This window comes from Vreelandella sulfidaeris Esulfide1 (genome assembly GCF_054072535.1).
This window is the reverse complement of the sequence record NZ_CM133364.1, coordinates 1,948,476-1,962,880: the sequence shown is the minus strand read 5'-3', so window position 1 is coordinate 1,962,880 and position 14,405 is coordinate 1,948,476. Positions and strand designations below refer to the sequence as shown.

Annotated in this window: 16 protein-coding genes; all 16 read left to right on the top strand. The window is 53.7% G+C overall.

Translation table 11 applies throughout. The annotated features are described in order from the left end of the window. Positions 1-134 precede the first annotated feature (134 nt). The 16 genes from ACW44H_RS09190 (at position 135) to ACW44H_RS09115 (ending at position 14,403) form a co-directional block, all read left to right on the top strand. Positions 135-536, top strand: a complete 402-nt coding sequence (locus tag ACW44H_RS09190) for a hypothetical protein (RefSeq protein ID WP_457508694.1) — start codon at positions 135-137, stop codon at positions 534-536. Then, on the top strand, positions 520-3,867 hold the full coding sequence (gene dnaE / locus ACW44H_RS09185; RefSeq protein WP_457508692.1) for a DNA polymerase III subunit alpha: 3,348 nt from the start codon (positions 520-522) through the stop codon (positions 3,865-3,867). The genes ACW44H_RS09190 and dnaE overlap by 17 nt, the downstream gene beginning before the upstream one ends. A 435-nt stretch (positions 3,868-4,302) precedes the next feature. Next, positions 4,303-4,665 carry a hypothetical protein gene (locus tag ACW44H_RS09180; protein ID WP_457508690.1) on the top strand — a complete coding sequence of 121 codons (363 nt, stop codon included), beginning with the start codon at positions 4,303-4,305 and terminating at the stop codon, positions 4,663-4,665. 279 nt (positions 4,666-4,944) lie between these two features. After that, a complete protein-coding gene (locus ACW44H_RS09175) occupies positions 4,945-5,214 on the top strand; it encodes a hypothetical protein (RefSeq protein WP_457508688.1) in 270 nt (89 codons plus the stop codon). After that, the gene (locus ACW44H_RS09170; RefSeq protein WP_457508686.1) at positions 5,211-5,606 is read left to right on the top strand and encodes a hypothetical protein; all 396 of its coding nucleotides are present in this window, start codon (positions 5,211-5,213) and stop codon (positions 5,604-5,606) included. Before ACW44H_RS09175 ends, ACW44H_RS09170 begins: the two co-directional genes overlap by 4 nt. 128 nt (positions 5,607-5,734) lie before the next feature. Beyond that, the gene (locus tag ACW44H_RS09165; protein ID WP_457508684.1) at positions 5,735-6,259 is read left to right on the top strand and encodes a hypothetical protein; all 525 of its coding nucleotides are present in this window, start codon (positions 5,735-5,737) and stop codon (positions 6,257-6,259) included. Positions 6,260-6,359: 100 nt separating this feature from the next. Continuing rightward, the gene (locus tag ACW44H_RS09160; protein WP_457508682.1) at positions 6,360-7,421 is read left to right on the top strand and encodes a hypothetical protein; all 1,062 of its coding nucleotides are present in this window, start codon (positions 6,360-6,362) and stop codon (positions 7,419-7,421) included. A 53-nt stretch (positions 7,422-7,474) separates the two neighbouring features. Then, positions 7,475-8,434, top strand: coding sequence for a 5'-3' exonuclease H3TH domain-containing protein (locus ACW44H_RS09155; RefSeq protein ID WP_457508680.1), 960 nt, complete (start codon positions 7,475-7,477; stop codon positions 8,432-8,434). Continuing rightward, positions 8,431-9,501 (top strand): hypothetical protein, encoded by a 1,071-nt coding sequence (locus ACW44H_RS09150; RefSeq protein WP_457508679.1) that lies wholly within the window; start codon positions 8,431-8,433, stop codon positions 9,499-9,501. Before ACW44H_RS09155 ends, ACW44H_RS09150 begins: the two co-directional genes overlap by 4 nt. A gap of 68 nt (positions 9,502-9,569) precedes the next feature. Beyond that, on the top strand, positions 9,570-10,163 hold the full coding sequence (locus tag ACW44H_RS09145; RefSeq protein ID WP_457508677.1) for a hypothetical protein: 594 nt from the start codon (positions 9,570-9,572) through the stop codon (positions 10,161-10,163). Beyond that, positions 10,111-10,518 (top strand): hypothetical protein, encoded by a 408-nt coding sequence (locus ACW44H_RS09140; RefSeq protein ID WP_457508675.1) that lies wholly within the window; start codon positions 10,111-10,113, stop codon positions 10,516-10,518. The genes ACW44H_RS09145 and ACW44H_RS09140 overlap by 53 nt, the downstream gene beginning before the upstream one ends. 13 nt (positions 10,519-10,531) lie before the next feature. Continuing rightward, entirely contained in the window at positions 10,532-10,666 is a 135-nt protein-coding gene (locus ACW44H_RS09135) for a hypothetical protein (RefSeq protein ID WP_457508673.1), read from the top strand. 24 nt (positions 10,667-10,690) lie between these two features. Then, on the top strand, positions 10,691-10,909 hold the full coding sequence (locus ACW44H_RS09130) for a hypothetical protein (RefSeq protein WP_457508671.1): 219 nt from the start codon (positions 10,691-10,693) through the stop codon (positions 10,907-10,909). An 87-nt stretch (positions 10,910-10,996) separates the two neighbouring features. Further along, positions 10,997-11,398 (top strand): hypothetical protein, encoded by a 402-nt coding sequence (locus ACW44H_RS09125; RefSeq protein ID WP_457508670.1) that lies wholly within the window; start codon positions 10,997-10,999, stop codon positions 11,396-11,398. A 13-nt stretch (positions 11,399-11,411) separates the two neighbouring features. Next, positions 11,412-12,500, top strand: a complete 1,089-nt coding sequence (locus ACW44H_RS09120; RefSeq protein WP_457508668.1) for a metallophosphoesterase — start codon at positions 11,412-11,414, stop codon at positions 12,498-12,500. Beyond that, positions 12,490-14,403, top strand: a complete 1,914-nt coding sequence (locus ACW44H_RS09115) for an AAA family ATPase (RefSeq protein WP_457508666.1) — start codon at positions 12,490-12,492, stop codon at positions 14,401-14,403. Before ACW44H_RS09120 ends, ACW44H_RS09115 begins: the two co-directional genes overlap by 11 nt. The last annotated feature ends 2 nt before the right edge of the window (positions 14,404-14,405 follow it).

Here is a 14,405-nt window from a genome sequence, read left to right as displayed (position 1 = left end):
TCGGTTGTCACACAAGCGCTGTCGTTTATTCGCCTGAATCGAGCACCTGTCGCAACTGCCCCCGTCAAGGGGGCTGTCATACCGCCGCTCAGACCAGGACAAAGTTATTACGTCCAAAGGCTCGAGCGGCGTTTTTGTCAGTCAGTTTTGCGACGGTCAATCCCGATCAGGATGACCAGATTCACATTGCATTGGCCGATGTCAGTGATCGCATCAAAGACCAAGCCCTACTTCTCAATCGGAAGGGGTTCACCTTCGCCAATGCTCGCGAGCAACTACGCGCTGGCAAAAATCCTTTCGAAGAGTTCCGCACCCAAGCCGCCTATGCCGACGTATTCCGAGACCTGTTACAGCAAGGCTCCGCTCGTAAGCGAGACCTCGTGGAAAACGTCATGCAGAAGCACCGTTGCAGCCGTTCCACCGCATCAGGGCTCGTCTCCGATGCCCTCGGAATTGGCGTGCTTCTAGGCGTCGTAACCCTTACCCGCTTTATCGCCACACTAACCATCAAGGAAAGCCATGATTCTGTTCGGTAGAAGCCATTTCAGTGTCGGTGAGTCGACATTGAAGCCCAAAGACATCGTCGACCGGGCCGTAGCACTCGGCTATGACGCCGCCTGCTTAATCGACACCATGAATATCAGCGGCATGATTGCCTTTTCCAAGGCCGCCAAAGACGCTGGAATCAAGCCGATGATCGGTATTCGAGTGCGCATTGTGCCTGATCCACGGCATCGTAAGCCCAAGAAGGGTGATACCCACGAAGACAAGCCGAATCCAGAGAGCTACCACGACCTGATCATCAAGAATGACAAGGGCTTGGTTGACGTTTTCGATATGCTGTCGCAAGCCTACAGCCAGGAGTTCTTCTACTACAAAGCACGCACCGGATTTGCAGAGCTGAACGCAGTGATTGGTCGGGGCAACGTGGTATCGCTCAATAGCGACTCTTACAGCGTGTTTCACGCTCCGAACTATGCGGAAGTAGTCTCACAAATTCCCAACGCTCAGAACGCAGATTTGAGCGTTTTAGCACTGCACCCAATCCATACTCCGTATTACGATAGCGTCAATCGGCGTGTGATGGAGTTAGCAGCGACAACGGGGCAGCGCGTTATCGCGTATTTGCCCAGCTACTACAAGGATGGCGAGGCGGACGCACGCGATGTTTACCGCGTTGTCACTGAAAACACGCAAGTTGACCACTGGGCGGCCAAGAAGCCCTACGTGCGTGATCATCACCCTAAAACCCTTCGTGACCTAGCAGGCGCTCTCAAGAGCTTTTCAGAGCGCACCGACTGCACGATCAACAGCGCCCTGTTACGTGATCATGAGTGGCTGAAGGAACAAGTCACCTATGAGTGGCACAAGCTGCCGATTTCGCTACCCACACTGGCTGAAGATGAGAACGCCGAGCTGGTTCGTCTCAGCAAAGAAGGCTGGAAAGAGCGCTTCTCGATGCCCGTCATGGGCCATCGCCCTACTGGAGCTGAAGTCGCGGTCTATCGTGATCGCCTCAAGTTCGAACTGAACGTTCTCAGTAGCATGGGCTTTGCCGGTTACTTCCTACTGGTGCGACAGATCGTGGCTTGGTCAAAAGATAATGGCATCGCTGTTGGGCCAGGACGGGGTTCTGTGGGCGGTTCGCTGGTCGCTTATCTCGTGGGCATCACCGACGTCGACCCGATCCGCTTTGGCCTGATCTTCGAACGATTCATTAACCCCGACCGTCTGGACTTGCCCGACGCTGACCTCGACTTTATGAGTTCTCGCCGTGATGAAGTGATCCGCTACTTGCGTGAGACGTTCGGCATGGATCGTGTCGCTGGTATCAGTAACTACTCCCAGCTTGGTGCGGCGTCTGCATTGCGTGACGTTGGCCGTGTCCATGGGCTTTCGTCGATGGAGATTGCGGTTTCAAAGCATATCCCCGCTGACGCCACGCTCGAATCCGCTTACGAAGCAGTTGCCGAAGTTCAAGCGTATGCCAAAGCTCATCCTGCTCTGTTCGACCATAGCGTCAAGTTACAAGGAGCAATGCGCTCTTACGGCAAACACGCTGCGGGTGTCATTGTCGGTGGCCGGCCCCTACGTGAAATGGCAGTGGTTGAATCCCGCGACGGTGAGCCAGTCATTAACTGGGACAAGCGCGTCTGTGAGGACATGGGCATGGTGAAGCTGGATATTCTGGGTCTCTCGAACCTGGACATCATTCAGCAGACCGTCGAGCGGGTGAAAACACGGCACGGGGTTGAGATTAACCTACTGCGTGAACCGCTGGATCAGCCGGACGTGCTGGATGCGTTCTCCGCTGGCCAGACAACCGCCATCTTCCAGTTCGAATCGGCAGGTATGAAGGGGTTGCTGACCAGCCTTGCTTACGCTGGGCGCCTCACGTTCGACAATCTGGTCGCAGCGACCGCTCTGTATCGCCCTGGCCCAATGGAATCAGGCATGTTGGAGCAATATGTCTCGGTCACAAAGGGGTTCGAAGCGCCCTCTTACCCTCACCCCAGCCTGATCCCAGTGCTTGAAAGCACAAAGGGGGTATTTGTTTACCAGGAGCAGGTCATGAAGGCCGCTCAGGAGCTTGCCGGGTTCACGATGGCTCAAGCCGACGGGTTGCGGAAAGCGATGGGTAAGAAAGACGCCGATATGATGGCCAAAGTGCGTCAACAGTGGGTCGATGGCTGCCGTGACCACTCAGGAATGATCGCGGTGGACTCTGAGGCGCTGTTCGACAAGATCGAGAAGTTCGCTGGCTACGGCTTTAACGCCAGTCACTCCGTTGCCTACACCCTGCTTTCCTACTGGACGATGCTGCTCAAGGTGCGCTACCCAGCGGAGTTCTTCGCTTCCTGTATGTCGGTGCTGGATAGCGACCGTATGCCTGCTCTGGTAGGTGACGCGGCTAAATACAATCTGCGCATTGGCCCACCTGACGTCAACACATCGACCCACCGCTACGAAGTCCGCCGTGATGCTGTTTCCGGTAAGGATATGTTGGTTGCCCCGTTCAACTCCGTGGCCAACATTAGCGAGAAGGGAGCGGCAGCGATTGTCGAGGGTCGTGACAAAGCTGGCGGCCACTTCACTGATATGACGCAGTTCAGCCTCTCGGTTAATCGTCGCATCGTAAACAAGCGCGTTATCGACCATTTGGAGCGCGTAGGAGCCTTTGCAACGATCACCCCTGGCTCACCCCCTGCTACTGATAAATCACGCCTTAAAGACCAACTAACGCTAATGCCAGGTGTAATCCAGAAGGTGGCCACGATCGACCGCGATATGATCGTGGATAAAGGGACTCATGCGCGGCTGCTGAGCATCGTGAACGAATATGCCGACCTGTTCGACGACCGCTGGACCTGCGTTCCCCGCATCGGCAAGAAGTCAAAGATCATGGTGGTTTTCGATGCGCCCTCTTGGTCGGACGAGAACGATGGCAAGCTGGTGTCGGGCAAGCCCTACACTTCATGGAACGAGGCAATCAAGGCTGCCGGGCTGACGCACGAGAATTTCTACTACACCACGTTGATGAAGTTCGTGAAGCCGAAAGCGCAAGAAGAAGGTGACGTCGATGGCTTTAGTAATGACGAAATCAGCGCGTGTGCCGAGTTTCTTGACCGCGAAGTCGCCGAACTCGATCCGCCAGTGATCCTGTCGATGGGTTCGCTTGCGACTCGCCACTTCAATGACGACCAGAAGAAGAAAGCAGGTGATTTGATTGGCAAGAGTCGCTATGACGCCGGAGCTGACCGCACGATTGTCTACGGCTTCAGCCAGGGGCGCATCTACTTTAACCCAGAAATGGCCGCCGATCTGAAAGCCTGTCTCAGCAAGGTGATCGAGGCGGCAGGCATCTAAAGTTCCAATGGCAGGCGATCCAGTGGCTTTGGTAAGCCTGCCCTCTTCGTTTATTGGCTAACCGGCTACACTGTGGCAGTCTCAAGGCAATTAAACTTTCCGGTCGGCCGATATGTCTAAAGACCCAATGAAGACTCACAGGAGAAACGAACGCCTATGGCTATTGGCGAGAGTCTTTTTGGATGGTCTCGACAGAGTTGGCGCCACGATTGTTGCAGTAAGCGTGATAGGTGGCCTACTAGCCCCTGTAACCAACGCCATGACGTCAACAGCGGCTTGGACAGGCGTAAGCATAGGTCTGTTTGCAATATTGGTAGGCGGTTATCTAAAAGATAGAGTCGACGCTATACTGAAAAATGTCCGAGAGGTGTTAAGCGGAAAGGCTGAAGAGACTGAGACCGAAGCCAGCAAGGCCAAACCCAAAGAGGACGGATCATGACTGCTCAAAATTGGCTGATGATTTCACCCATGCTACTACTGCTATTGGTCGCAGTGGCTCTAATTCCGGTTGTCACTAAGGCCAATAAAAAATACGCGAAACTTGTCGCCGTTCAAAGGCGCAAGAGGAACGAGGCCGCTCATGGCATAAATGCCGAAAGCATCGGTGAATCAGTATCACCTTATTTCTACACGGCGGCGACTTACAAACCCGCCCAAACCACAAGCGATGAGGAAGCCATTAATCCCGGCCTCCCACCCGTTGGTATATTTACTGGTGCATTTGAGCTTTTAGAGACCGAAACCGAAAGAATGAGATCGACCGTCGGTCATCGACCATCGACGAAGGAAAACACATAGCTTATCTATAAGCCCCAGAAGCCCGCTACCATGCGGGCTTTTTCATGCCTGCTCGAAAAACCTTACCGTCTCTGCAACTTTTCAATATGCAGCCCATTAAGTAACAGCTTACTATAAGCACTGTGTGATTTTTAAGAGCTAGAAGGAAGGCTTTATGGCAACACAAATCTCATATCTTGGCTTTTGCTCACTAGGGGCGCTAACCAATCCACGCCTCTTTACTCGCAACGTGTATCTGGGATAACACTACATGCACACCACCTATTGGATGCTCGACTAATGGACGAATACACCGAACGCGACATCATGGGTCTGGATCGCCAGGGTAACTACTACAGCCGCCACTTGAGCGCGATGACCGGCGAGCAGCTCCATGATAAATCCGACATAGCTGCTGAATTGGCATGGCGTGACGCCCGAATTGATGAACTTAGTGGCGCGATAGACCAGTTGCTATCGAAGCCCTACGTCACTGAAGCGGACATTCAAAGAGCGCGGGCTGCTCAGAATGGCAACAGTAAAAGTAAAGCAAAGGCTAAAGATAAATGAGCGAAACCACTCTCAATGTGAGCATCAGCCGGTCAAATCATGGCGATATTAGCATTCGTATTGCCGATGAAGCCTCGCGTCTTCAAATCGTGGAAGTGTCGATGACGCCGGAAATGTTCGGTGACTGCGTGACCGGCCTTTCCTTTTGCAAGGGCAATCTGCGTCAAGTCATAGATGGCGAAAATGTCGAATATATCGGCAGAGCGCGCCGTGTAGAGCATGTGAGCTGTGAGTGCGTGAAGTCCCTCAACAAAGAAGATCAGCGCAAGGCGGTTCACGACCACTTCAATGAAAAGTTCGGTGACACCCACTGGAAACTCCATAGCGACGGCATTGGCACCAAACAGTCAGGTGATTGGCATCGCTACTCGATCTACTGCTATGAGGCTTGATAGAGAGGCTGCGGATATTTTTTTCATCAATTATATAAGTAAGTGATGACTTACCCAATAGCGTAAGTATAAGATTGCAGCGCTGGAACAAGACAGCATCCAGCCTGCTCTTTAACAAGGAGACCTATATGAGTGAGGTGAAAAACCTACTCGACGCGGTGCAGCTCAAGGCTGACGTGGCATTTAACGCTACCGACCTTGACGGCATGTGGTCGACCCAGGCCGGACTTTACGTCCGTTATGGGGTGATCGCTGCACGCGCCGAGCACCAAGCGAACGCTTTCAAGAACCGACTCAGCATCATCGAGGCGGAACTGGGCAAGTTAGCTCGCGAAGAACTGCCTAAGACTGGTGTCAAAGTCACCGAAGGCACAGTAAAAGAGTTCGTCGCCAGTCACCCCCGTATGTTGGAAGCGTTCGAGAACCACAACAAGGCTGTGCTGATACTGAACCTCGCCAAGACGTCGCTGGAAGCGTTACGTCAACGCCGAGATATGATCGTGCAGGCTTCGAAGCACCACCTTGAACAAATGGTGATGCGGGATAGTTTCAAAGGCGGTGCTGCTACCGGCGCTGCCCGTGACGAGCAACGCTCTCAACTGGCCGATGCAATGCGTCAACAGAAGCGAGAAGACGCCGTCGCAACGGAATAAATTTGCGCTTTTATACCAGTAAGCGCTGACTTATTATTGTCACTCCGCTGAAGCGGAAATAAAAAAAACGAAATACCACACTGAAATAGAGGTAAATGCAATGTCACTGGCTGATCTTAAAAACCGCCTGAACAACCGTAAAGCTGAGCAGGCTGCTAAGAAAGCGCAATACATCAAACCCGTCCGTTTCCAGGCTGGTAAGAACCGCATCCGTGTTCTGCCGGGTTGGAAGGAGCCTGACGTGTTCTACCACGACTTTGGCATGCACTACGTCAAAGACAAGGAAAGCAAACTGGCTGCGGTCTACGTTTGCACCGATAAGACTTACGGTAAGGAATGCCCTGTCTGCTCGGCGATTTACGAAGGCATCAAGGTTGCCAAAGACACCGGCAACTTGGGCATGGAGAAGCTGCTGGGTCAGGCGAAAGCCTCCGGTCGTGTTCTGGTTAACGCGCTGATGCGTGATAGCGCTGAACCCAACAAGCCTGTGGTCGTTGAGTTGCCCGCTGGCGTGTTTGACTCCATGGTCGATCAGATGATGGTCTATCTGGACGAAGGCGAAGAAATCACCAACCCTGCGTCTGGCTACGACTTCATCGTCACCAAGACTGGCTCTGGTATCGATACCGAATACTCGGTTGCTGTCTCCCCGAAATCTACGGCTGTCGAATACGATAAGTCAGCGGTGACTGATCTTGCTGCTTACTGCTCTCAGGAATCCGAGCAAGGCTTGCTGAAGGCAGTTCGTGCAACAACTGCGGTCACTGGTCTGCCCGCCCCTGCAATGGCACGTCTTAGCGCACCTGCTGTAGCGGCGACCGGAACTGATGGCCCTGCTGGGTTCTTCACTCCGCCAGAAGGTGCCGCTGCTTCTGCCCCTGCTGCTGTGGGTGTTGCTGCGACCGTTACTACCGCCGCTGCTACTGGCGGCGCTGCCCTTCTGAATACTGCTGCCACTGCTGCTGATACCGCAGAAGCAGAACTGGAAGCACTGGAAGGCGAGCTGATGGAAGAGGCGCCCTGGGAAGAAGACCCGGCTCCTGTAGCTGCTGCGACTCCTGCCCCTGCCGCTACCCCAGCTCCGGCTGTTGATCTTGCTGCTGAGATTGCCGCCTCCGACGATGACCTAGACGACATCCTGAACGGTTTGGACGACCTCTAAGCGCGACACGAAAGGGGGCCAATCGGCCCCCTTCTTTCGTTGGGAGATACCCTATGAGATACGTTTTGTTCGATAGCCACGCTATCGGATACGCCGCCCAGGATGGAACCAAGCTGACAGTCGGTGATCGCGAGATTCAATCGATCTTTGGCTCGATCCGCAGTGTCCGCCGCCACATCGTTGAGCTAAAGGCTCGCCCCCTGATGCTGTGGGATGGCAAGGCCAAGTGGCGTTACGACCTGTTCCCTGACTACAAAGCCAAGCGCGGTAAAGAGCCTGATCCCCGCGTTCAGCACATGCGCAAATGCTTCCGTGAATGCCGCGAAGACATTAAGCGCGGGCTGGGTCTGCTTGGCGTGCCATCGATCTACGCCGAAGACTTTGAAGCGGACGATTTGGCCGGCCATTTAGTGAAGGTTTACACCAATCAAGGTCACGAAGTTTTCATGATCACAGGCGACCACGACTGGAAGCAATTGATCAAGGAAAACGCGACCTGGGTAAATCACAAAGATGGCCGGATGGTGCATAGCGTCACCTTCGCGGAAAACACCGGCTACCTATCACCAGTGGCGTTTGTTCAAGGCAAAGCGCTTCACGGCGACAATTCTGACGAAATACCTGGCGTTGGTCGTATCGGTGAAAAGTCAGCACCGGAAATCCTCGCCCAGTATGGCGACGTAAAGAACTTCATCACCCGTATTCGTGCGGACGTAGAAGCCAAGCGGAAAGTGCCGAAAGCCTACCGCGACTTTGCGATGGGCGAACCTTCGCCTAAAGAGCCTGATTTGACACGCATCGAGGTCTTCAAGCGCAACGTCAAGCTGATGAACCTACTCAGCGGGCCAACCCCTGAAAACGTTCAGGTGCTTTATCGCAACAGCCTTGACCTTGATGGGTTCCGAGAGTTTTGCCGCGAGTTCGCCTTTAACTCAATCCTGGCGGACTTCGACGCTTTCGTTGAGCCGTTCCTTGACCACAACCCCCGTTCACACATGAGAAAAGCATCATGAGCAAAACACCCGACTTAGCCAAAGAAATCATGGCCGCTATTGGCGCAAACGACGCAGTGTCCACCGTCTCCGTATGGCTCGACACTGGCTTCCCTCCCCTCAACCGCAACGTGAGCGGACGTTACGACGGCGGAATGCCTTGCGGCCGTGTTGTCGAGCTGTCAGGCCCAGAGTCTTCGGGTAAGACTGCGATCGCCAATGAGTGCATGAAGTCTGCTCAGAAGACTGGCGGTATCGCTGCGTTCTTCGACCATGAGCGTAGCTTCGACACCGAACAGGCCGAGAAGAGTGGTCTTGATCTAACACCCGGGCGCTTCGTCTACAAAAAGGGTGTGACCTACGAGCAGACGGTGGTCGAAACGATCAACCTGCTGCGCGTGGTTCGTGAGAAGAAATTGATCGATGCGAAGGCACCCATCGTCGTGGTTTGGGACTCGCTAGCGTCCATGGTGCCCAAGCAGATCGCCGATAAGTCTGCCGACGCCATGAACATGAACGACAACACGGCGCTTGCTCGGGCAACGTCGGCGTCATTCAAGCTGATCGCTCAGGCGTGTGACGACTACAACTGCCTTTTGATCGTGTTGAACCAGACCCGCACCAAAATTGGCGTGATGTTCGGTGATCCGACTACCACCCCTGGCGGTGACGCGGTGAAGTTCTACGCCTCAGTGCGTATTCGCCTGGGTCGCACCATGATCAAGAAGTCGGCCAGCGATAGCACGAAAGTCGGCCAGCAGATTGGCGCCGAGTGCATCAAGAACAAGGTCTCTGCGCCCTTCCGTAAGTGCAAGTGGAACTTCATGTTCAACGACGACGGCACCGGCAACTTCGATGTTGAAGGCTCCCTGGTCGAGTATATGTGCGAGCATGAAATCCTACAGGGTGGCGGCAAGAAGTCGGCGTATTGCTACTGGGAAGGCGAGAAGATCACCAAGAAGAAACTCGCTGGCATGATCAAGAGTGATCCCGCCGTAGCGGCTGCGATAAAAGCGTTGTTAGACGGCGCATCGGTCGATGACATCAACATCGATTTGACCGCTGACGAAGACGATACAGCCGCCTGAAATAACTGGATGCCTTATCAGTAGGGCGTTTATAGTCATGCCAGGATCAATCAAAACGGGATTTTGGCATGGCAATCAACTTGAAGCGTTCTCGCTGGGTGAAGCGCACCGAATCAGGTCGCTTTACCATTGAAACCGCCTCAGAGAAGAAGCGTGAGGTTCTTCTTTGCGACACCTGCGGTATCAACGATCAGTGTCCCGTGAGGCAAATGATGGATAAGGCTGATCACTTCGTCACCCTGTCAGTCCGCCACTGTGAGAAATACATTCCTTCCGTTGGTTTTATGCCCCCTATCGTTGGTCTTGAGCGTCAGTTCAACACTCTCCGAGTAGGCAAAGGGTGGTATGAGCGACTGAAGGTAGGTGACAAAGTGGCAATGGTGAATACCAAGACGGCGGAAATCGAAGGCTATGCCGAAGTCACTCGTCTGCATCACGGTGTCTACGGTGAAATGCTCGAACGGCACGCAGCGTTCAATCACTGCGCTCCCTTCCGCGACACCAATCAGTCTGCGGTCGACTACGTCGGGCATATCATGCAGAAGGCACACGGCCACTTTCTCAGCGAGAACTCCACTCTAACCGCTATCTACTTGCGGAGACTGGAACATGGCTTACGTGTTATGCCCAGAGAAGCATCTGGAGCTGGTCAAGAAGGATAAGCGTCTCTATGGCGCAATAGTAACGCTCGATACCGGCCAGAAGGTCTATATGGCGTATCGCAAGCGAAGCGAGATATACCGGGCTGGTGAGGTAAGAGTCGGGGAAGCCATTAAGAAGGGAGTGGCAGCCTGGGCAATGGACGATGACACCCTCAGCATGATGCGCGCTCACGGCATTACTGTCGTGGGCGTTTTTGTGCGTGATACGGGTGATCGTTACGTCACTAAAATTGATAACTACTTTGATAAAACCAAGATTAGAATTCTCAACTACAGCGCTCGCGGGGGGTCGCTTCAGCGATTTTTGCCCCTTCAACATTTCAAATATCGTAGAGCTGTAGTCAAAAAATTCTAACGGGGATCACTTCATGAAGATCAAGACCATCGTGCTGATTGCGGGACTTACTTTGTCCACTGCTGCCGCTGGCTTCGCAATACATAACGACCGCTATAAGGCGTATATCGATCCACACGGCGCGCAGTGCTGGAATGCAGCCAAGTAAGTGATGCGGGAAGGTAAGGTGGGAATGGTCCAGAAGGTCGGCACCAACTACTTCGGCGACCTGAGTATCGAGTTTGGCTATACAGACAAAGATGGCGTCAAAACCAGCACCTACGCTGATTGCGACTTCGGCGAAGAGGAACAATGGGTGGGCGACAGACCCATGCTGGAATTTTTGGAGGTATACGGAAAAACCTGGGCAGGCGATGACCTGAACGTCATTAACGAGATGGCTCAACAGTAGCGATAAGCGGCGCGTAGAGCCCCTGTATCGCTCGCGTTAGCATGACTACATCAAGCAACAAGATCGATTCCACACAGGGGCTTTCCGATGAAACTAAAGACACCACTGATCGTTACCGCTGCTGCCGTAGGACTCGCGTTCGGTAGCTACTTTGCCAATGGCGATCGTTACCTTGCCTACTTCGATAGTCAGATTAAAACGTGCTGGCATACAGCACATCGAACCGTGAACGAAAGTGACTCACTTCGATTGATCCGGGCAGGAAAGCGGTTCACAGACAGCGGCATGCGCGTAGACCTGACCTATAACATCAAGGACTCACGCGGACTCACCCGCCCTTCTTATATTCATTGCACCTTCTCCAGACGCGCCCTTCCCACGTTTTTGAGTGACCTGCGGGTCAACGCTAATCAATACGCTGCCGATGAGGTGCGTTTGATTCGAGACTATGGGCTTACAATTTTGCCTGTAGTAGTAAGTAACAACTGACTTAGGTATTAACATGAAATTTGGAATAATTTCCGACACGCACTACCACCCTTTCACTGCCTTTGCGAAACAGGACGGGTTGATCAACTCCCGTCTTCAGATCGCCATGGATGAAACGCGCAAAGCAGCGGTTCACATGAAGGACGCCGGATGCACCGCACTCTATCACTGCGGCGACATCTTCCATGTCCGCGGTCGTGTGGCTCCGTCAGTGCTTAATCCGGTTGCTGACCTCTTCAAAGAAATCGCTGAAGAGTTAGGCATGCCGATCTTTGCCCTGGCCGGAAACCACGACCTTGAATTCGAAAACTCCAATCGTATCGGCAACTCGGGCACTGCCCTGACTGGCGATGGCATCACTGTTGTTTCGGATGAGCCCTTCTTTCAGCCAGTCCACAACGTTTTGATGATCCCCTGGCACGCGAAGCAGAAAGACCTGCTGGCGACCATCGAAGCGTGGCTAAAGGAGGCACCTGCTCGCTTTGGGGTTAAGGCGGAGGAAGTGACGCTGATGATCCACGCCCCCGTCAACGAGATCATCCCTGGCTTACCGGATCACGGTATCGATCCAGACGTGCTGGCTTGCTTTGGCTTCAAGAACGTCTTCGTTGGTCACTACCACAACTTCAAGCGCGTTCGTCCTGGCGTGTTCTCTGTAGGCGCGCTGACGCATCAAAACTGGGGCGACGTTAATAGCAAGGCGGGCTACCTGATCGTCCAAGACAAGGGCACCGTCAGCGACGTTCAGCATTTCGAGACCGACGCACCGAAGTTCATTGATATGGAAGACATAGAGGTCGATGACGCCGACCGTGTCGCGGGCAACTACGTTCGGGCTCGGATTGAAATCGACGAAGACAAAGAGGTCGTGGCTTACCGCGAGCTGTTAGTCGACGAGCTTGGTGCTGCCGCTGCGTTGATCCTGCCAGTTCGTAAGGAAAAGGCAGTCACCCGCAAGGGCGCAGCGAAGACCAGCCTGGATCGCCTCGAAGACAGCGTTACCCATTTCATTTCCGCAAGCAGCTCCATTGATGCCGACCTCAAGGCCGATGTGAACGCCGCCGTGCTTACAACTTTAGCGGAGGTCGACCATGCAGTTTGATCACCTACAGATCGAAAACTTCCTTTCCATTGGTGAAGCGGAAGTCTCCCTGGCCAATCGCGGCTTGATGCTGATTCAGGGAAAGAATTTAGAGAATGGCGGGGCCAGTTCCAACGGTGCCGGTAAGTCTTCCCTGGTGGACGCCGTGTTCTGGTGCCTCTACGGCAAAACAGCGCGTGGCGTGGGCACCGACGATGTGATCAATGACGCTGCTGGCAAAGAGTGCCGTGTCATATTGACCATCAAGGATGACGCAGACGTTTACCTCGTCACCCGGCACCGTAAGCACAGCAAGGGCAAGAATCGCCTGACCGTTGAGCATAACGGCACGGACATTACGCTTGGCACCGATAAGCAGACCCAAGAGCTGGTCAATAAGATCGTCGGATCGTCTGAGTCGGTGTTCGCCAACTCGGTTTACGCGGGACAGGAGGCCATGCCCGACCTTCCGATGCGCACTGACAAGGAACTGAAAGCGCTGGTTGAGGAAGCGGCGGGCATCGATCGACTCAATGAGGCGTATAAACTTCAGCGCGAAAAAGCCAACTTGGTAAAACGCGAAGCGGAATTGCAGCAAACCGCCATCGAGAAGCTAGATATTCGCCTTCAGGGACAGCGTGAACAGCTCACCCGCTACGAAGAGGCCAATAAGCAGTGGCATGTTGACCAGAAAGCCAAAGCTGAGACGGTGAAAAAAGACGCCGTTGATCTAAAGGGTCAGTTTGATGCCCTCGATGTGAAGTCTATTCAGGATCGCAAGAAGGAACTGGATAAGCGCCTTGCTGAAGTGCGTAAGCGCATCGATGCCACTGGCAAAGAGCGCGACGTTCAGAAAGACCTACAAGCCAAAGTCGCCACGATAGATCGCCAAATCGCCAGTCTCGATACGGATATTCGTTATTCCGGTGAGCGAGTCAAGGCTGGTAAGAAAGCCTATCAGGAAGTGGGTGAATTGGCTGGCAAGCCGTGTGGCGAATGTGGCAAGCCTTATCACGAGAACGACCTGGAAGACGCTCGCGCTCTCCGCAAAAAGTCGCTCACGGAAGCCGTCGCTGAATACAAGTCTTTGCAGACGAAGATGGAAGATACGCGGGAACGCTTAAAAATCGCTCAGGAGACGCTTACCAACTTCGAAGATGCGATGACTAGCATTGCAGACGAAACGAGCTTAGAACGCGAAATTCGAAGTCTGATGGCTGCTGTTGATAGCGATTTAGCACGCGCATCGGGGCTCAAGCGACAAGTCGAGTCAGCAATCGCAGAGTTTAAGCGTATCCAGGCTGAAACCAGCCCCTACGCCAAGATGCTGGCTGAGACGCAAGAGGCAATCGAGAAGCTGGTGGCTGATCGCACTGGCGAAGTGGCCAAAATGAGCGAAGTCGAGCGTCGCCTTAGTGTCGCTAACCTGGCTGTCGAGGTGCTGGGAACGTCCGGGGTGCGAGCGCATATCCTCGACCACGTCACCCCCATTCTCAATGACCGCACCGGTCACTACCTGGGGCAGTTATCCGAAGGCGAGATCACCGCTACGTGGCAAACGATCAGTGCGACTAAAGCCGGTGAGCTGCGCGATAAGTTTGCGATCCACGTCACCAACACCAAAGGAGCCAAGTCGTTCGGCGGTCTGTCTGGCGGCGAGAAGCGCAAAGTGCGAATCGCGACAGCAATGGCTTTGCAAGACCTTGTGGCTACCCGTTCGGCCAAGTCTCTGCCGCTATTCATCTTCGACGAGATTGACCACGCCCTGGATTCAAATGGTCTTGAGCGTCTGATGTCGATCATGAAGGAAAAGGCAACGAAGTCCGGCACCGTGTTGGTCATCAGCCATAACGATCTTAATCATTACATTTCCGACGCCATCACCGTCGTCAAAGAACACGGCCTGAGCCGTATTGAGGATTAATA